Annotated in this window: 17 protein-coding genes; 13 read left to right on the top strand and 4 right to left on the bottom strand. The window is 65.3% G+C overall.

Features of this window, described 5'->3' with window-relative positions:
- Positions 1-255: a DUF2530 domain-containing protein gene (locus AC1DWH_RS06710; protein ID WP_477093014.1), complete on the bottom strand. Its 255-nt coding sequence runs from the start codon at positions 253-255 to the stop codon at positions 1-3.
- 116 nt (positions 256-371) lie between these two features.
- Here AC1DWH_RS06710 and AC1DWH_RS06705 point away from each other — a divergent pair, with 116 nt between their 5' ends.
- Positions 372-1877: an NCS2 family permease gene (locus AC1DWH_RS06705; RefSeq protein ID WP_477093013.1), complete on the top strand. Its 1506-nt coding sequence runs from the start codon at positions 372-374 to the stop codon at positions 1875-1877.
- A 63-nt stretch (positions 1878-1940) separates the two neighbouring features.
- On the opposite strand, the gene AC1DWH_RS06700 is transcribed toward AC1DWH_RS06705, so the two are convergent.
- Complete coding sequence (locus AC1DWH_RS06700; RefSeq protein ID WP_477093220.1) at positions 1941-2564, bottom strand: arsenate reductase/protein-tyrosine-phosphatase family protein; 624 nt, start codon at positions 2562-2564, stop codon at positions 1941-1943.
- 153 nt (positions 2565-2717) lie between these two features.
- Between AC1DWH_RS06700 and AC1DWH_RS06695 the strand changes: the two genes are divergently transcribed.
- The 3 genes from AC1DWH_RS06695 (at position 2718) to AC1DWH_RS06685 (ending at position 6817) form a co-directional block, all read left to right on the top strand.
- Positions 2718-4583: a DUF4012 domain-containing protein gene (locus tag AC1DWH_RS06695; protein ID WP_477093012.1), complete on the top strand. Its 1866-nt coding sequence runs from the start codon at positions 2718-2720 to the stop codon at positions 4581-4583.
- A 66-nt stretch (positions 4584-4649) separates the two neighbouring features.
- The gene (locus AC1DWH_RS06690) at positions 4650-5129 is read left to right on the top strand and encodes an LPXTG cell wall anchor domain-containing protein (RefSeq protein ID WP_477093011.1); all 480 of its coding nucleotides are present in this window, start codon (positions 4650-4652) and stop codon (positions 5127-5129) included.
- A gap of 500 nt (positions 5130-5629) precedes the next feature.
- On the top strand, positions 5630-6817 hold the full coding sequence (locus tag AC1DWH_RS06685; protein WP_477093010.1) for a glycosyltransferase family 4 protein: 1188 nt from the start codon (positions 5630-5632) through the stop codon (positions 6815-6817).
- Positions 6818-6849: 32 nt separating this feature from the next.
- Here the strand turns inward: AC1DWH_RS06685 and AC1DWH_RS06680 are convergent, their stop codons facing one another.
- Entirely contained in the window at positions 6850-8409 is a 1560-nt protein-coding gene (locus tag AC1DWH_RS06680; protein WP_477093009.1) for a tyrosine-protein kinase domain-containing protein, read from the bottom strand.
- A 212-nt stretch (positions 8410-8621) separates the two neighbouring features.
- Here AC1DWH_RS06680 and AC1DWH_RS06675 point away from each other — a divergent pair, with 212 nt between their 5' ends.
- The 9 genes from AC1DWH_RS06675 (at position 8622) to AC1DWH_RS06635 (ending at position 18415) form a co-directional block, all read left to right on the top strand.
- A complete protein-coding gene (locus tag AC1DWH_RS06675) occupies positions 8622-10127 on the top strand; it encodes a sugar transferase (RefSeq protein ID WP_477093008.1) in 1506 nt (501 codons plus the stop codon).
- Between the two features lie 69 nt (positions 10128-10196).
- A complete protein-coding gene (locus AC1DWH_RS06670; protein ID WP_477093007.1) occupies positions 10197-11243 on the top strand; it encodes a glycosyltransferase in 1047 nt (348 codons plus the stop codon).
- Positions 11240-12358, top strand: a complete 1119-nt coding sequence (locus tag AC1DWH_RS06665) for a glycosyltransferase family protein (protein ID WP_477093006.1) — start codon at positions 11240-11242, stop codon at positions 12356-12358. The genes AC1DWH_RS06670 and AC1DWH_RS06665 overlap by 4 nt, the downstream gene beginning before the upstream one ends.
- Positions 12359-12636: 278 nt before the next feature.
- Positions 12637-13092, top strand: a complete 456-nt coding sequence (locus tag AC1DWH_RS06660; protein WP_477093005.1) for an acyltransferase — start codon at positions 12637-12639, stop codon at positions 13090-13092.
- A complete protein-coding gene (locus AC1DWH_RS06655) occupies positions 13089-14501 on the top strand; it encodes an O-antigen ligase family protein (protein ID WP_477093004.1) in 1413 nt (470 codons plus the stop codon). Before AC1DWH_RS06660 ends, AC1DWH_RS06655 begins: the two co-directional genes overlap by 4 nt.
- A gap of 53 nt (positions 14502-14554) precedes the next feature.
- Positions 14555-15778, top strand: coding sequence for an oligosaccharide flippase family protein (locus tag AC1DWH_RS06650; protein WP_477093003.1), 1224 nt, complete (start codon positions 14555-14557; stop codon positions 15776-15778).
- Positions 15775-16587, top strand: a complete 813-nt coding sequence (locus tag AC1DWH_RS06645; protein ID WP_477093002.1) for a glycosyltransferase — start codon at positions 15775-15777, stop codon at positions 16585-16587. Before AC1DWH_RS06650 ends, AC1DWH_RS06645 begins: the two co-directional genes overlap by 4 nt.
- Positions 16584-17597, top strand: a complete 1014-nt coding sequence (locus AC1DWH_RS06640) for a glycosyltransferase (protein WP_477093001.1) — start codon at positions 16584-16586, stop codon at positions 17595-17597. The genes AC1DWH_RS06645 and AC1DWH_RS06640 overlap by 4 nt, the downstream gene beginning before the upstream one ends.
- Positions 17594-18415, top strand: coding sequence for a glycosyltransferase (locus tag AC1DWH_RS06635; RefSeq protein WP_477093000.1), 822 nt, complete (start codon positions 17594-17596; stop codon positions 18413-18415). Before AC1DWH_RS06640 ends, AC1DWH_RS06635 begins: the two co-directional genes overlap by 4 nt.
- A 120-nt stretch (positions 18416-18535) precedes the next feature.
- Here AC1DWH_RS06635 and AC1DWH_RS06630 read toward each other — a convergent pair whose 3' ends face one another.
- Positions 18536-18979, bottom strand: coding sequence for a hypothetical protein (locus AC1DWH_RS06630; protein WP_477092999.1), 444 nt, complete (start codon positions 18977-18979; stop codon positions 18536-18538).
- Positions 18980-19066: the final 87 nt, after the last annotated feature.

The following is a 19066-nucleotide window of genomic DNA, read 5'->3' as shown; positions in this document are numbered from 1 at the left end:
TCAGCCCCGAGCGGCCTTCTGCCGCGCCGTGTTCCGTCGGGCCCAGCCGTACCCGAGCACCCCGAGGACCGCGCCAGTCGCGCACACCCACGCCGGCAGCCACGTCGCCACGTCGGTCGCCGCCAGCACCGCGGTGACGACGAACGCGACGACCCACACGCCGGTGCCGACGAGCATGACCCGGCCCAGGTCGACGTCCACCGGGGGCGGCGGGGTCCGGGTCGGGTGGAAGAGCTTGTCGATCAGCGACGGCACCCGGCGAGCCTAACCGGGGCGATGCGGACGGTCCGGCACCTGGGACGTGTGACGTTGGTGACGACGACCCCGTGTAGGCGCTGTCGGGCCTTCACAGGTCTGCCACACTTTCGCGCATGGCTTCGACCCCTACTGCGCAGAAGACACGTCCTGCGCCCCCGACGAACGTCGTCGACCGCTACTTCAAGATCACCGAGCGCGGATCGACCATCGGCACCGAGATCCGCGGTGGTCTGGTGACCTTCTTCACGATGAGCTACATCATCGTGCTCAACCCCCTGATCATCGGCACCGTCCGCTCCAACGCCGGCAACGGCCCGTTCCTCGGCGGCGGTGACGTCCCCAACCTCGCGGCCGTCGCCGCGACGACCGCGCTGGTCGCCGGCGTGATGACGATCCTCATGGGCGTCGTCGCCAACTTCCCGCTCGCGCTCGCCGCCGGCCTCGGACTCAACGCCGTCGTCGCCTACTCGATCGCGGCGCTGCCCAACATGTCCTGGCAGAACGCGATGGGCCTGGTGGTCCTCGAGGGCCTGATCATCCTGGTCCTGGTGCTCACCGGCTTCCGGGTCGCCGTCTTCCGTGCGGTCCCGCGCGAGCTCAAGACCGCCATCAGCGTCGGCATCGGCCTGTTCATCGCCTTCATCGGCCTGGTCGACGCCGGCTTCGTGCGCATCCCCGCCAGCATGGCCACCCCGGTCGAGCTGGGCATCGGCGGTTCGCTGGGCAGCTGGCCCCTGCTGGTCTTCGTCGTCGGCCTGACGACCGCGATCGTGCTCATGGTCCGCAAGGTCCGCGGCGCCATCCTCATTGCGATCGTCACGGCGACGGTGCTGGCGTTCATCGTCGAGCTGGTCGGCGACATCGGCAGCAAGACGGACGAGACCGGCGCCGTGGTCAACCCGGCCGGCTGGCAGCTCGACGTCCCGCACTGGCCCTCGGGCGGCATCTTCGCCACCCCGGACTTCTCGCTGGTCGGTCAGTTCTCGCTGTTCGGGTCGATCGAGGCCATCGGCCTGGTTGCGGTCATCCTGCTGGTCTTCTCGCTCCTGCTCGCCGACTTCTTCGACTCGATGGGGACCATGGTCGCCGTCGGCAGCGAGGCCGGCCTGCTCGACAAGGAGGGCAACCCGCCGAAGACCACGCAGATCCTGGTGGTCGACTCGATCGCGGCGGCGGCCGGTGGTGCGGGCAGCGTCTCGTCCAACACCAGCTACATCGAGTCCGCGGCGGGCGTCGGCGACGGCGCACGCACGGGCCTGGCGTCCGTGGTCACCGGCATCGCGTTCCTGCTGGCCACGTTCCTGTCGCCGCTGGTCTCTATGGTCCCGTTCGAAGCGGCCACCCCGGCGCTGGTCGTCGTCGGCTTCCTCATGGTCACGCAGATCACCGGCATCGACTGGAAGAACTGGGAGATCGCCATCCCGGCGTTCCTCACCATCATCCTGATGCCGTTCACCTACTCGATCACGGCCGGCATCGGCGCGGGCATCATCATGTTCGTCATCATCAAGCTGGCGCTGGGCAAGGTCCGCGAGATCCACACGTTCATGTGGATCGCCTCGGTGATGTTCGTCCTGTACTTCCTCATCGGCCCCATCAAGTCGGCGTTCGGCATCTAGCGTCCGCAGACACACGAGAGGCCGGGTCCCGTCACGGGGCCCGGCCTCGGTCGTTGCGTGCGGTCAGCGACGGACGGCCGTCACGATCGCCTCGACGGCCGGCAGCAGCTGGCCGAACGACTTCTGGTAGAGCGAGTCGCCCCCGCGGTACGGGTCGACCACGTCGTCGTCCACCGGCTTGTGCGCGGTGAGCCCGCGCCGCGTCGCGGCGATAGGCACCAGCGCGCGCAGCCGGTCCGCGGTCGTCGCGTTGGCGCCGGGCAGCGTGGCGGGGTCGATGTCGCCGACGAGCCGAGCGAGCTCGCGCAGCGTGAAGGTGCGCCGCACGGCGGCGGGGACCAGCTCGACGATGGCCGAGCGGTGCCGCCGGGTCAGCGCCAGCACCAGATCCGCCTGCTGCACCATGCCGGGCGCCAGCTGACGCGCCACGAAGCCCCGGGCGTCGACCCCCTGAGCAGCCACCAGCGCGGCCATCTCGTCCGTCATCGGCCAGCCGGTCATCGCGCCCGTGCCCGCCGAGGAGACCTCGATCGCGGGCGTCAGGCCGCCGCCCTCACGGCCCCGGTAGGCCGCGCCGAGCCCGGCAGCGAGCAGCCGCTCGGCTGCCGGCGACCGGCAGATGTTGCCGGTGCAGACGACGAGGACGCGCAGGGGCTCGGCCGGGTCGGTGGGGTTCACGGGCACCATCTTGGGGCCCCGGGCTGCAGAAACCGGCATCGGATGACCCGATCGGCGCACACATCTCACCCCCTCCGGGCGGGGGCACCCAGGCCTCGCCGGTACGATTCCGACCGCGGTCGCCTGTCCCTGGCGGCGTGGAGCCGGCTGGAGAGAGACGTCGTGACGCACCCGGGTTGGGGATCCGACTGGAACGGTCAGCCGGTCCCGGACGCGCCGCAGCACCCCGAGACGGTGCGCCGTCGGCGGACCAGCTACAAGCGCGCCCGCCGTCGTCGCGTGGTGAAGCGCGTGCTGATCGGGTGCGCCGTCGCGCTCGTGGTGGTCGTCGGCCTGGGCATCTGGCTCGCCACCGGAGCCTTCCGTGCCGCCGGCGCCCTCGAGTCCGCGAAGGGCGACGTGAAGGACCTCCAGGCTCAGGTGAAGGCCGGCGACTCCGACGCCGCCGCCACGACCCTGGTCTCCCTCCAGGCGAACGCCTCGACGGCCGCACGCGCCACCAGCGGTCCCGTCTGGACCCTGGCGGGCATCCTGCCGTGGGTCGGCCCCAACGTGAGCGCCGTCCACACGGTGGCTGCCGCGGTCGACGACCTGGCCCAGCACGCCCTCCCGTCGCTCATGCAGGCCACCACGCTGGTCGACCCCGCCGCCCTGGCCCCCGTCGACGGCCGCGTCGACCTCGCCCCGCTGCAGGAGGCCGCACCGGTCATCGTGGCCGCCAACGAGTCCGTCCAGGTCACCGCCGGCGAGCTCGCGGACATCGACACGTCATCCCTGCTTCGCGCCGTGGCCGAGCCCGTCGAGACCCTGCGCGACCAGGTCAACGACGTCGCCGTGACCACCGCGACCGCCGCCCGCGCCGCGCAGCTGGTGCCCGCGATGATGGGTGCCGACGGCCCGCGCGACTACCTGGTGCTGGTGCAGAACAACGCGGAGCAGCGCGCGACGGGCGGGATTCCGGGCTCGGTGCTGCACCTGCACGCCGACGACGGCGCGGTGACCGTGGTGCAGGAGCGCTCGGGCGGCTCCCTGAGCGGGCTCACCGACCCGGTGCTCCCGCTGACGGACGCCGAGGACGCGCTGTTCGGGCCGCAGCTCGGTACCGACATGCGTGACGTCACCTTCACGCCCGACTTCCCGCGCTCGGCGGCCATGGCCAAGGGCATCTGGGAGAAGCAGGTGGGCGGCACCATCGACGGCGTCTTGTCGGTGGACCCGGTCGCGCTGGCGCTGGTCCTCGACGCGACGGGTCCGGTGACGCTCTCCGACGGCACGACGCTCTCCGGCGACGACGCCGTGCAGACGCTGCTCAACGGGGTGTACCTCGACATCCTCGACCCGGCGAAGCAGGACGCATTCTTCTCCGACACGTCGAAGTCCGTGTTCAACGCGGTCGTCAGCGGCCAGGGCGAGGCACCCGGCGTGATGGACGCCCTCGCCGAAGCTGCGCGCCAGGGTCGCCTGATGGTGTGGTCCGCCGACGAGGACGAGCAAGCTCTGCTCACGAGCACGGTGCTGAGCGGCGACCTGCGAGGGAAGGATCGCGACTCGGCTGTCCTCGGGGTCTACCTCAACGACGGCACGCAGGCGAAGCTCGGCTACTACCTCGACCTGTCGATCGATGCGCAGGCCACGGAGTGCCGTCCGGACGGCTCGCAGATCGTGCACGCCGTGGTCACGCTGACGTACAACGCTCCGCCCGACGCGGCCGAGCTGCCGGCCTACCTGGTCGGCCTCGACAACATCGTCCCGCTCGGCGATCTCCGGACGAATGTCCTCATATACGCCCCCGAGGGCGGCGGCATCGAGTCCGTGCGGGTGAAACCTGATCCCCAGGGCCTCCTTGCCCAGATCCACGACGGACTGGGGGTAGGAGGCAGGACATTTACATTCAAACCGGGTGAGAGCGGATCTCTCGACATGGACATCGTTACCGGAAAGGAGCAGACCGGTGACCTGCACATTCGCTCCACGCCGACCGCCCGCCAAAAGGGTGACGCAGTCGTCGCTTCCTCCTGTACCAAGTAGCAGGTACGGTTGCCCCTAGTACATCGCGTAACTCCTGTCACACGACCACTGTCCGGGGGGACACCCATGAAGATCCGTCGCACCGCTCTGGTCGCCTTCGCTGCCGTTGCACTCGCCCTCGTTCCGTCCGCCGCCATGGCGTACGGCTCCAGTGACTACTCGAACAAGGGCACGGTGTCTGACAGCACGCCCGCCGCCGGTGTTCCGTTCACCGTCACTGTCGTCGGGCCTCCGAACACGTCGGTGACGCTCACCATCGCCGGTGGGTCTGGTACGCAGACCCTCACCGCGACGACCAACGCGTCGGGCACCGCCACCTTCTCGGTGACGCTGAGCCAGGCTGGCACGTACACGCTGGTCGTGACCGACACCGCGTCGGGCGCAGTGCTCAGCACGCAGACCGTAACGGTCGCCGGGACGAGCGACACGCTGAGCTCCACCGGCTCCAACGCTCTTCCGATCGCCCTGGGCGCCGGCGCGCTGGTCCTGGTCGGTGCAGGTGGCGTCGTCATCGCCCGCCGTCGTCAGGCTGGCGCCGCGGCCTGAATGGCCTAGCACCTCAGCGAGAGCCCCGCACCGGTTGGTGCGGGGCTCTCGTGCGTCCCGACGATCACGCGGCGACCCGGGTTGTCTCATGTGTCTCGCGAACAGCGGGCCCTCCTCGAAACTTGCACCCACTCAGTCTGCGACGGCCTCGAAGTGCTGCAACCCGCGACCTTGTTGGGAAGGTGCTACAGAGCACGGCGCGTGAGGGCTGGAGTTTCGACTGGCAGCGCACGAGCGCTCACTCGGGGCGGGCCTACTCCGCGGGCAGCATAATTCCACGAACCTCGCAAATGTCGAGGTACGATAGCTATCAAATTCCCAATCGCGCGTCCGGTCGCGGTTGCCCGGTTATCGGGCGCATCGATGGTTGAACAGGCATTTCAAGTAGGTATCGGGGAGGCGCCTGCTTTGAGCGCATCCCGCCGAACCCGGTCGGCAGTTGGACTTCATTGCCAGTTGCACGTCGGGCCGGCCAACAGTGTGACGACGGGAACCCGTTGGTGAAATCGATCGATCCCCTAGGTGCTGACGTCTATCCGCGGCGAGTTCTCTTCGTGACGCGATCGACTTCGGATCATCCCGGAAGTGGTGGGATGGAGCGCGTCCAAAGCGAGTTTATGGCCGCCGTGCAGGGCGCGGGGGCCGAAGTTGGCGTCCTGACCACGCCGGTGGATCGAAACGGCAGAGCACCACTCCTTCCACCCGACTACCGTGTATGGACGGTCGCGGCTCGTCCGGGCAAGTACTCCGTTCGCTGGTGGTACTCGACGTACCTCCGCGGCCCGTGGAGCGACTGGCGTCCCGATGTCGTCATTGGGATCGGGGATGCCGGTGGCGCGGTCATTATGCGCAATCGCGAAGCTGTGCGAGCAATACAGGTTCACGGCACTATCGCCACCGAATTCGAAAGCAGTTGGCGATCTCCATCCGTTCGCGAGTATGCAAAGCTTGGCCTGCACGTCCTTCGGTACCCATCACGGTTAATGTTTCTGCGCAGCGCTGACGCCGTCTGGCCGGTGTCGCTCGCCCTGGGCGCCTCGCTGTCGAAAGGCCCGTTCTGGGTCGATAGCTCGCGCATATCGCCTCTATACAACGGCGTGGAGGTAAAGCCTCGATCGGACGACGAGGATGCTCGTCGCGATTTCAGGCGCCGCCTCTCAGTGGCCGAAGAGGCATCGGTCGGCATCTTCGCGGGCCGTCTTCATGTTCAGAAGGGCACCCTCCTAGCAATCCGGGCCATGGCGGAGCTGAGCGACGAATTCGTCCTGCTAGTCGCCGGAACGGGTCCACACGAGGCAACGTGCCGCGCAGAGGTTGCGCGGCTTCAGTTGGGGAGCCGCGTCAAGTTCTTGGGACATCTCTCTCGCGACGATCTCAACGCGGCGCTCCAGGGGTGTGACGTCGCACTGATTCCGAGCCTTCGAAGCGAGGGTGCCCCGATGGTCGCTCTCGAGGCGGCAGCGGCGGGACTTCCGATCATCGCCACCGCGCATGCTCGACTCGAGCCTCCACTATCCGAGTCGGCTGTCGTCGCCGGGGCCACGCCATCGGCGTTTGCCGACGCATGGAGAACCCTCCGGCCGGGAGGCGGTACGAACACCCCTTACCTGCCGGAGCACCTGAAGCTCGAGGCCACGAGGCGTGCATACGTGAGTGCCGTCGGGCGCCTGTACCAGAGGCACCAATAGGAGCGCGCCCGGCGCGAGGCGTCGAACGTCGGTTAGTGCGTAGGTCGCTGGTGCTGCGGACGATTCTGTGCCTGTTGCTGCTGGAACTCGTGCAACTGAATCTCACTCAAGGAGTCGCCAGGCCAGAGCGTCGTCGGGCCCGTCGCGGCGACCTCGGTGGTGAGATCGGAACTTGTCCGGCGCCGACTCGCCGCGTTCTTGCGCTTCTTGCGGCTGGTGCGCCCCGAGGCGGAAGCCGTCGAGGGTGTAGCTGTGTAGTCGTAATAGGCGTACTGGTCGCCCTGCTTGCGCTTCTGTCGGTTGACGACGATGCCAAGTATCCGAGCGCCGACGGTCTCGAGCGCTCCAACGGACTCGGCTAGCTGGCTGCGGTGCAACTTGTCTGCCCCGACGACCAGAAGCGCGCCGCCCGTGAGCTTGGACAGAATCGCCGCGTCGGTGACGGGAAGCAGGGGCGCCGTGTCGACGATCACCACGTCGTACTGCTGCGTGAGCCGGTCTAGCAGATTGGCCATGGCAAGAGAGCCGAGCAACTCGCTGGGGTTCGGCGGGACCTGGCCGGCTGGAAGTACATGTAGAAAGCCGTTTCCCCACGGCTGGATCACGTCATCGACGTTGGCGCGACCGATGAGCACCGTCGTCAGCCCAACGTTCCCCTCAAGGCCCATGTACTTCGCCACGGCCGGGCGCCGTAGGTCGGCGTCGACGAGTGCTACGCGCGTTCCCGCGTCCGCCAGGGTGATCGCAACGTTGATCGAAGTCGTCGACTTGCCCTCGCCGGGGAGCGACGACGTGACGACAATCGACTGCGGGCGGTCGGCAATATCGAGGAACTGCAGATTGGTCCGGAGACGGCGGAATGCCTCGGAGCGCTGGCTGTGGGGGCTGCTCTGCACGATCAGGGGGTGCTTCGGAGCATCTTCGTCGTTCGGGATGACACCAATGACGGAGGTGTCGGTGACACGAGCGACGTCTACTTCGGAACGAACACGGGTGTTCAGCACCTCGCGCAGGATCGCGATGGCGATGCCGAGTCCGAGCCCGAGGATCATGCCCAGAGCCGCGTTGAACTTGAGATTGGGGGACGACGGCGCCACGGGTGCCGCCGCATCGCGCACAACGGAGACCTTGACAGCGGAGGGTCCACCGTCGATGGGCGTCTCGAGGTCGCCGATCACGTCCTTGAACTGCTGAGCAACGGCATCGGCCGTGGCGGCAGCCATTGCGGGGTTCTCGTCCGTGACGGTGACGTCGATGAGCGACGTGTTGAGCGGCGAACTCGCTTCAATCCGGGCCGCGAGCGATTCGGAGCGAGCGTCGAGGCCCAGGTCGTCGATCACGGGGTTGAGAACGAGCGGGCTCGTGACAAGCTGCGTGTATGAGGTGACCTGCTGACGCGTAAAGTTTGCGCCTTGGAGGAGGTCGCTCGTCGAAGCGCCACCCTGCACCGAGACGAAGAGTTGCGTGGTCGCCTGGTACATGGGGGTCATCGCCAGGGAGCTGGCGATCGCGGCGCCGGTGCTGAACAGCGTGATCAACAGAATCGACAGCCAGCGCTTGCGCAATATGAGTAGGTAGTCCTGCAGCTCCACGAACACTCTCCGCATCCAGGCCCCCACAGCAGCAGCCCGGGAGGATTCTCTCACGGGAGGGCGCGCGTTTGGATCCTACAAAGCGACGAACGAGCAGCAAACGGGACAAGGTGGCGTCATTCGTCCATAATTTCGCGGGTGAGAGAGGGGTAGGATCCACAGGCACATTCTGTGGAACGCCCGAGCACACGCAGGGCGAGGGTCGGGGGCTCATGATGATCGAACACGTAGCTGCCGACACCCCAGGTCAGGCGGGACAGCGCCTTCCCTGGTGGAGTTCACTACCGACGGAGCCAGGCCGCTGGTGGCGCGCCTACTCGGGCCGACTCGTGTTGACCGACGGTCTGGCAGTGATGCTCGCCGTCGCGGTGTCCTACGTTGTGAGGTTCGATCTGGACGGTCTGCCCGCCGTGTCGGGTGAATTTTCTCCTACGTATCTCTCTGTGTCGCTCGTGCTCGCCGCGTCCTGGATGGTCGCCCTCACGATCGCGCGCTCGCGAGATCGCAGGATCGTGGGAGGCGGGCCGGCCGAGTACTCGCGCGTCTTCTCCGCCACGTGGCGACTCTTCGCTCTCGTCGCAGTGATTGCCTTCCTGTTCAAGATGGACGTCGGGCGCGGGTATTTGGCGCTTGCGGCGCCGGTCGGCCTTGGTTTGTTGCTCGCTAGCAGGTTCGCATGGCGGCAGTGGCTCGCGAGGGAGCGGGAGACGGGGCATTTCCAGTCGACGATCCTCGTCATCGGTCACCGGGATAAGGCGGCGCGTCTGATCGACGAGCTGCACCGGAATCGCCGGGCGGGCTACACCGTCATCGGCGTGTGCGTGCCGTCAGGCGAGGTAGGCGACGGTGAAACGCTGCGCAGTGTCCCGGTGCTGGGATCGATGGAGAATGCAGCCGCAATCGCTGTCGAAGCGAGAGCATCTGCCGTTGCCGTGACGGGATCCGACAGCATCACCTCGGAGACCGTTCGGAAGTTGGGCTGGGACCTCGAGGGAACGGACGTCGACCTGGCGCTGACGCTCACGCTCATCGACGTCGCGGGGCCACGCGTCACGATGCAGCCCGTCGAAGGTCTGCCGCTGATGTATGTCGACGAGGCCCGATTCACGGGCGGAAAGTACGTGGCCAAGTCGGTCTTTGACCTGCTCTTTGGTACGGCAATAGTCCTGATCCTTTCACCGCTTCTCGTCTGCATCGCGATAGTGATCGCCTGTACGAGTCGCGGGCCCGTGCTGTACACGCAGACGAGGATCGGAAAGGGCGGCCGACAGTTCGAAATCTTTAAGTTCCGATCGATGGTGGACGACGCTCATGGACGACTGAGCGAGGTCCTTGCCGCCGAGGGGCACGCTGAGGTGGGCATGTTCTACAAGCCGAAGAACGATCCCCGCGTGACCCGCGTAGGCCGCTTGCTGCGGAGGTTCTCGTTGGACGAACTGCCTCAGCTGTTCAACGTCCTGCGTGGGGAGATGAGTCTCGTCGGACCGCGCCCGCAGATTGCCGCAGAAGTCGCGCAGTACGACCGCGCGGCTCACAGACGACTTCTGGTCAAGCCTGGGCTAACTGGCCTGTGGCAAGTTTCTGGGCGGTCAGAACTGAGTCCGGAGGCCAGCATCCGCATGGATGTGATGTACGTCGAGAACTGGACGCTCTTCGGTGACATCTTGATCTTGGCGCGGACGATCAGGGCAGTCGTGTCTTCTCGCGGGGCGTACTGAGTGAACCGGGGTGTCCTCGTCCACGAATGGCTCGCCAGTACAGGTGGCTCGGAGAATGTGTTTGACGCGATGGTCGACGCATTTCCCGACGCCGACCTACTGTGCCTCTGGAACGATGTTCCGGGGAGGTACTTGGACCGGGGCCTGCGCGAGACGTGGCTTGCGCGAACGCCGTTGCGACGCAGTAAAGTGAGCGCCCTTCCGTTCATGCCCGCGACATGGCGGCGGCGTGGGTCGTCAGGATATGACTGGGCGCTCGTGAGCTCACATCTGTTTGCGCACCACGTGTCATTCCGTGGGCAGTCGTCGGACTTCCGCAAGCTCGTCTACGTGCACAGCCCGGCTCGGTACCTCTGGGACCCGGAGCTCGACGCGCGCGGCGCGTCCGTCGTCGCCAGGCTCGTCGGAGCCCCGCTGCGCCAACTGGACCGCAGGCGCGCTGGCGAGATCAGTGCCGCTGCTGCCAACAGCCACTTCGTCGCCGCGAGAATCGAGCGAACCTGGGGCGTCGGGTCATCGGTCATCTATCCACCCGTCGCCGTCGAGGAGATAGCTGAAGTCGGCCGCTGGGCTGACGTTGTGCCGACCGCGGAGTCAGCGGTGCTCGACGAGTTGCCCGCCGAGTTCGTACTCGGTGCATCGCGGCTAGTTCCCTATAAGCGGATGCCGCTAGTGATACGTGCGGGGGAGGCTGCCGGGCTGCCGGTTGTCATCGCCGGCCGCGGACCGGAACGTGCACACCTCGAATCAATGGCCGCCGAGGCAACAGTGCCGGTGATGTTCCTCGAAGCACCGAGCGACGCACTTCTCTACGCGCTATATGAGGCCTGCACCGCGTTTGTCTTTCCCGCTGTCGAAGACTTCGGGATCATGCCGGTTGAGGCGATGGCCGCCGGCGCCGCCGTTGTCGCCGCAGGTGTTGGTGGCACGCTTGAGACGGTCATCGAAGGTGTCTCCGGCGTGCACGTCGACTTTAAGGACCAAGCCGCGCTTGGCGAAGCTGTCCGGACAGCGTCAAGCCTGCGCGGTCGGCTTCCGCGCCAGTCTGTCCGGCGGTTCTCTCGCGAGCGGTTCACCGAAGAGATCCGCGCCTTCGTCGCGAGCGGATCGTCATGACCGATCCGACGCGGCCGGTCGTCATACTCTCGACCGCTGATTTCCACAGCGCGGTGTGGACGAACAAGCAGCACCTCGCGGTTGGTCTAGCCCGGCACACAGACGTCACGTACATCGAATCGCTAGGCCTTCGGGCGCCGACCTTCGGTCGGTCCGACCTTGCTCGGCTGGCAAATCGACTGCACGTGGGCGGTCGGCCGGGGCCGGATGAAACGCCTGAGCGCGTTCGCCTCATTTCTCCGCGTGTGATTCCATTCCATTCAAGCAGGCTCGCACGCAAGATCAACACATCGCTTATCGAGGGCATCGCAATCCCTGAGCTGGAGGACGCGGTTTTGTGGACGTTCTCGCCCCTGACCTACGGTCTCGAACGCAGGGCGGCGAGGGTGGTATATCACTCAGTCGATCTGCTCCACACCCAGCCCCGGGTTCCTGCGGCGACGCTGCTCGCAAGCGAGCGTCACCTGCTCGAGACCGCGGACGCCGTCATTGCGAGTAGCAATGGCGTGGCGGATCACCTTCGCCGAAGCGGCCGCGATGACGTACTGCTGTGGGAGAATGTCGCAAATACGGAGCTGTTCGGTTCGGCAAAGGCCGAGCGGCAGCCCCGAGCGATCTTTGCGGGGAATTTGACCTCGACAAAGATCAACACGCGCCTTCTCCGATCCGTTGCTGATGAAGGCGTGCCGGTGGTGCTGGCCGGCCCCCGGGAGATCGATGGCGCTGCCGGTCACGACGAATTCGACCAGCTGACGGAGCATCCTCTCATCACGTACCTGGGCAATCTGCCGCCCGACCGTCTGGCCGTCGAGTTCGCCCGTTCGATGGTCGGTCTTATTCCGTATCGACTGAACGACTATACGGCGGGGGTATTTCCTATGAAGGTATACGAGTACCTCGCGTCGGGGCTGGATGTCGTGTCGACCGCGCTCCCAAGCCTGACTGAGCCCCGGTTTGGCCTTACGATCTCGGGCCCGGAAGCATTCGGAGGCGTCGTCACGGATGCTGTTGCGCGATTCGATGCGGATGCGGCGACGGCCCGGACGAACTCAGCCGCGGCGCACTCTTGGACGTCGCGTATCGAGCAGAGTGTGGAGTTGATCCGTGAACTCTGAGGACAGCACGGTGCCCGCTGGATCGGGTTCGATCGCGGGTCCACGTATGGTCGCGCTCGCTCGGCCTGTGCACTCTGGGCGCGGACTCGCCGGTATTGATACGAGGCGCCGCGGCGCCAATTTACTGAACGGACTTCTTCACTCCGCGCCATGGCCGCAGGGCCGAGATGGGTCAGAACTGGTGTCCAATGCGTAAGCGTCTGCACGCGGTCTACTACTGGGGCACCTTGTGGTGCGCGTCGTTTGTCGGGCACGTTCCGTCTCACACGCTCCGAGACGTGTTCTACCGCAAGGCATTGAAGGTCACACTCCCGGCCAACTCGATAATCTACGGCGGTGCGCGCTTCTTCGGCATTGGCGGCCTGCGCGTCGGCGAGCATTCGATAGTTGGTGACCACGCGTTCCTCGATATGCGCCACGGAATCAGCATCGGACGTGATGTAAATATCGCCTCCGAAGTGCGAATTTGGACTGCCGAGCACGACGTCGACACTCCAGGTATTCCAGCGACGGGCGCACCTGTGGTTATCGGCGACTACTGCTTCATCGGTAGCCGCGTGACGATCCTGCCCGGCGTCTCGATCGGAGACGGCGCCGTCGTCGGAACTGGCGCCGTCGTCTCGAAGAGTTTGCCTGCATGGACCGTGTCGTTCGGAGTTCCGGCTCGTCCCGTCCGCGCTCGCGAACCGATGACCTACACGCTCTCAACCGACGAGCGGGCATTGTTCCAATGACGGGGAAGAGGTACGCCAGCTCGTCGTCGATGGCGGCACGACGCTCGCGGCTCCTGGCAAGCGGATCCCGACCTTCGCTGCGCGACGTCGCAGTAGTCGGCTTGGGCGCCGGTGCAGCGCTCGTCGTGGGCGGATTGGCAACGAAGAGTCCCGCAGTTGCACTGCTCGCAGCAACGGTCGTTCTGACCGTTGCGCTGCCGTGGCCTGTGCTCTGGGGTGGGATCGGCTGGGTCATGCTCTGCCGGCCAGGGGTAGAGCTGGTCCACGTCGCGATCGGTGGCTTCGCGGTATCGGAAATCGATGTTCTTGTTGGGCTCTCCGTCCTTGCGGGAGCTTCGATCGCGGTGCGAGAGCCTGCGACGCGGATGGTCCGGGTTCCATGGGTCGCCTTGCTTGCATGGCCGATTTGGTTCATCGCCCGGGCGCTTCTACCTGATCTCGGCGCGGTCGTCGCAGGTTCGCCGTACGTCGACCTGAGGCTCCTCGAGGCATACCTGCTTATGGTGCCTCTAGGGGTGGTCCTTCGGCGGCGCCCAGCCAGCCATCTTGTGGGTCTGCTGGTTGGTGTTGCGACGGCAGCCGGGGTCGTTGCGATCGTGGCGTCCGTGATGGCTCGCGCCGGCCTTCTCGGCGTTGGTGAGCGGAGCGTCGTGCTGATTTCAGGCTCCGCCGCCGGTGATGTCAGGCCCGGTGGTGAGTTGACGGTGGCGATTGTGGGGGCGATGGCGGTGCTGGGCGCGGGGTGGCTCCGCTCAACGAGGCGACTTGCCTTGATATGCGTCCTCGCAGTCGAGTTGTACCTCAGCAAGACGTTGAGCCTGGTTCTCGCGATCACCTCCGGAGTTCTTGCGACCGTCGCCACGAGTTGGCGCACACTCCGAGTCTCCGCGAGGTTCGCACTCGTGGGGCTTTCCGTGGCTGCGATCACACTGCTCTCTGGCGCGGTCAACCTTGGAGGTCGGTACGACGTCGCTGAACGCGTGACGGAGACGTCTGGGTCGTACCGACTGGCCGAAGCGCGAACGGTGACCAATATCCTGATCCAGTCGCCCCTAGCTGTTGCGATTGGTACGGGGGTCGGTACGCAGTTCGTTTTCGCGGACGAAGTGATCAACGAGGTGAAGCGAGACACGCACTCGGTCTACGTGAGCGTCGCGGCAAAGACTGGACTAGTCGGACTCGCTTTGATGCTGCTCCCCTTTGTGAGTTCCGCGATTGCCGCGCTCCGGCGGGGAGGGAACCTAGGGCGATCCGTGTTCGGAGGGTTCATTAGCGTTGCAGTCATCAGCATCTCCGTGCCATTCGCCTGGACAATTCCGGGCCTTGCTGCGGTTCTGGTGCTTTTCTGCATCGCTCGGGCCGCCTGCCACGAGTCGGAGCTCGAAATCGGTGAAGAGGTTCGCCAATGAAGGCGGGGTTGGCGGTCGTTGCGGCCGCCTTGCGTCGACCTGACGCCAAGTTGATGCTCTCCAACCTCGCAGTCCTCGCACTCGGCCTCGTCTCAGCGGCGATCCAGGCGCGATTGCTCGGACCTGTGGGCCGCGGAGAGATCGCGGTCGCGGTGGTGCCAGCGACGATCATCAGCATGCTGATGTGTTTCGGGCTGCCTGACTACTTCGCTCGCAGATCGGCGAGTGCAGGTCGTGCCAACCGACTGGCGTCTTCCGCTGTTGCCTTGGCGGTACTTGCCGCCGCGATCTGCGTAGTCCCTTACCTGTGGTTCACGAGCGTGCACACGGACCCCGCAAGCGCGTCGCGGTGGATCATGATCGCCTACGTAGCAGCTTCGCCAGTACTCGTCTATGGGTACTGCGGGACCGCCCTTGCGACGGGCGCGGAGAAGTGGTCCGCCGTTGCCCTCGGGCGTCTCCTCCCTCAGTTTGCGGTGGTCGTGGGCCTCTTGTTCCTGGCCGCCCTCGGAATTAGTGCTCTCAATGTGGGCTTGCTCCTCGTGGTGATCGCGATCGTCGGGGGGTTGCTCCCCGGGGCCCTTGCCCGAATACGGCCAGCAGGTCGACCGGAGCTACCAGAGATGCGTGCGGCCGTCGCGTTCGGACTTCGAGGCTGGCCGGCGGGCAGCATTGCGCTTCTCAACCAGCGCATCGATCTCTTGGTTCTGACATTCATCGCAGCCCCGGGGCAACTGGGCCTATACGCCGTGGCAACGACGCTTGCAGCGGTCCTAAACGGCGTCGCGGTGTCGATTGCCCTGCCCGTCCGCAACCGAGTTGTCCACGGTGAGCGTCTTGTCGTGCCGGCTGCGACTGCGACGGCGTCGGCCGTTGTCCTGCTCGTGGGGGGGCTCCTCATCCTCCTCTTGCCATGGTTGATTCCAGTCGTCCTAGGAGCGAGTTTTCTCCCCGCATATGGGGCAATGGTGATCCTGATCCTCGCTCAGGTGCCTCTGGCCGGGGTCGTAGTGCTAACGCAGAGCCTGATTGCGGTTGGGAGGCCGGGAGCTCCGCTGGCTGGCGAGCTCGCCGCGCTAATCTCGACGGTTGTCCTTGTGCTCGCGACGTACCCTCGATTTGGAATCGAGGGAGCAGCGATCTCGACACTGTTTGGCAATCTCGTAAGTCTTGCCGTTCTCCTGGTGCTAAACCGTCGATATGTCATCTCAACGCGCTTGCACAAATTCTTCGTGCCGTCGCGTATGAGTCTGGCGGAGATGCGGAGTGCACGATGACTGACCTTCGGATAGATGTTGTTGTCGTGACGTACAACTCCGCGACCCACGTCGCTGACCTTGCTGGAAGCGTCCTAGAAAGTTCATTCGTCTCCTCCGTCCACGTGGTGGACAACGGCTCCGTGGACGGCTCCCAGAACGTCGTCCGGTCCGTCGAGTGGGGCGCTCCGATTGAGTTCATGCAACTGGAGTCCAACGTTGGTTTTGGCGCTGCCGTCAATCGTGGCGTAAATACGGGCGCTGGGGGAGCGGAGTTCATCCTGGTCGTCAACCCGGACGTGAGCTTCGAACCGTCGGCCCTCGAGCAATTGATGAGTGATCTGGATGCCGACCCTCGCCTCGCGTGCGTCGGCGCACGGCTCATCACGACTGACGGGCGCCCGGTCTCATCTGCACGAGAGTTCCCGACGCTCCGTTCGATCGCCCGGCGCCGCCAAGTCGAGGTCGATCACGGCGGGAGTCTCGTCGCTGCCGACTGGGTATGTGGCGCCCTCATGCTGTGGAGAAGGTCAGCGTTCCGTCAGGTCGGCGGGTTCTCGCCCCAGTATTTCCTGTACTTCGAAGACGTCGACGTCTGCGCCAAGGCTTGGGCAGCGGGATGGGCCGTGGCCGTCGACGGCGCGGTCACTGCGATACATGATCAAGGCCACGGGAAGAGGACCAGTGCGGCTCTAAAGCGCATCAGCCGATCGAGCAGGCGAATGTACGCGCGTCGATGGATGGGCGCGCCGGGTGTGGCTGCGAGCGTGCTCGCTGACGCGCTCGAGATTGTGGGAGACATGCTCCGTGCAATGGGGGTCAAACGATGAAGCATCTCGTCGTCGACGGTCGCGTGTTGGAGGGCGGCCCATCGGGCGTGCGGGCAATCGCCTGTGGGGTCATATCGGGCCTCCGTGAGCTGGAACAAGAGGGTCGGTTGCAGTTGACCGTGGCCGGTACTAGGGATGGGCAGGACGCGAAACTGCCTCGGCGTGGCTTTATGCACCTTCACCTGCCATGGCTGGCGCTGCGTGTGCGCGCTGATGCGGTGCTAATACCTCGCCAAGCACGACCGCTGGTCTCGACCGTTTCGTGTGTCCCGATCTTTCATGATCTCGGATTCGTCACTCTTCCGGAGTACTACGCCCGACCATGGAAGGTCGTCGCTGCAAATCGACTGGCGCTGGCTTCGCGCCACGCGCTCGCCATTTCCGAGTTCGCCGCCGAAGAGGTCCGTGGCGCGCGGAGGGGTACGCAGGTCGACGTCCTACCTATCGGCGCATCGCACGCGATCGAGTGGAAACCGGCGACGGACATGCCCTACCTCCTTTGCATCGCGGTGCACGAGCCCCACAAGAATCTCGTGGCCCTCGTCAATGCCTGGAGCCGGGCGCGCACGGAAGGATTCCGCCTTGTGATCTGCGGTCGCGAGGGTGCCGCTTCAGCAGCCATTCGTTCGGCGATCGAAACGCTCGGGATCGAGAGTGACATATCGCTTGTTTCGGGGCTTTCCGACGTTGAGTATCGAAATCTCCTGGCGGGCTGCTTTGCCTACATCCAGCCGTCGCTCCACGAGGGCCTCTGCATCCCTGCACTCGACATGGCGGCCGCTGGTGTCCCAACGGCCACCGCGGATGCGGCGAATCTCGCGAAAGTATTCGGGCGTCAAGGGGCAGACCAGACATTCGATCCAACCTCCACGGGGGCGATTTCTGAGGCGATCGAGACTCTGCTTTACGACGGCGCGTGGCGGGCGCGCGTATCGGAATGGAACCGAAAGAACGTGTCGTTGACCGACTGGCGTGACGTCGGTCGCGCGGTGATGGCTGCGATCGCATGACGAGACTCACGGTGATCACCGTTACGCACGACTCCAACCATCTGCTTGACGAATTTCTGGAGCGGCTGGGCTCTTCAAAAGAGGCGAAGACATTGGTCGTTGACTCTGGGTCGGCGGACGTCGAGGTGACGAGGCGGATCGCGGGGGAGAGGCGCGCCAAGTTTATTGATGCGCAGGCGAACGTCGGGTACGGGACTGGTAATAATCGCGGTGCAGCCGCCTCTCAGTCGGAATGGCTCGCGTTTGTTAATCCAGACGTCGAGATTACGGTGCAGTCTCTGCTCGAGCTCGTGGCCACAGCCGCTCGGAATGACCTGGATGCCGTCGCCCCCTCGCTAGAGGACCTCACGGGCTCACCGCTGCGGTCGACGCGACCGTTCATGGCTCCGCCGTGGGCACCCAGGTCCGAGGCGCGTGTCGAGAAGGGTGAAGTGATCCTGACGGAGGTGTTGAGCGGATGTGCCTTCGCAATTCGGCGCTCGGCCTTCGAACGCCTGGGTGGCTTCGATGAGTCGTTCTTCATGTTTGCTGAGGAGTACGACCTATTCAAGCGACTTCACGACGTCGGTGGAACGGTCGGTGTTGTTCCAGCAGTTGTAGCTCGGACCGAGAGCGGTTCAAGTTCGTCCTCGACGTCGAGGCGATGGTCATCCGCCGAGAGGTCCGTCGGCCACATCAGGTATGTGCGCCGCCACCATGGACGTCCGGCTGCGTATGCGGATCTGCTCCTGCGGTGCATGGAGGCGTTCGTTCGGCCAGAACTCAAGCCGGCGAGGACGAGTTTGCGCCAGATTCTTTCCGCTCGCCCATGGAGATGATGGGCCGCCGTGCTGACGTCAAGTAGGCGATCTAGGCCGGGTTAAGCGGCGAAAGGCTCGTCTCTGGTCGGTGGTGAACCGTTACAGCGCGACATTCTTGCGTGAGATCCGCAAAGACCGCTAGCGACGACGATCACTGACCTTGCGTGCCGGATTTCCTGCCCATATCTCGCGAGGTGGCACGCTCTGGAGTACGACCGCGTTGGCCCCCACGACGGCGGCTCGCCCGATTGTGACTGTCCGGCCCGACTGGAATAGCACGACGGCTCCCGCGCCGATCACAACGTCATCCTCGACGACGATGCCACCGCCAACGGCCCGTGCCTGGTCAGGCAGGTATGTGTCCGACCGGCCAAGGGTCACGCCCTGATAGATCTTGACGTTTGCGCCGATCACCGCTTGCTCGTGCACAACGAGACCATTCGATCCATGGGGAAGCATTAGTCCGGGCCCGGTCACAACGGACCGTGGAAACTCGACGCCAAGAATCTTCAATCCGATGTTCGAAATCGCACCGATTACTGGCGCGCGTCTTAGGGACACGAGTGTTTCGACGATCGACATAGGTAGATACTAGGCGAGCGGCACTACCGCGATTTGCGGGCGAGGCCCGTGATCGATGCGGAGGTCTCGGCCCGCAGTGCTTGCAGC

It is taken from the genome of Cellulomonas sp. P2_F12 (assembly GCF_056403775.1).
Note: the sequence above shows the minus strand (reverse complement) of the source record. Positions and strands in the feature narration are given on the sequence as shown.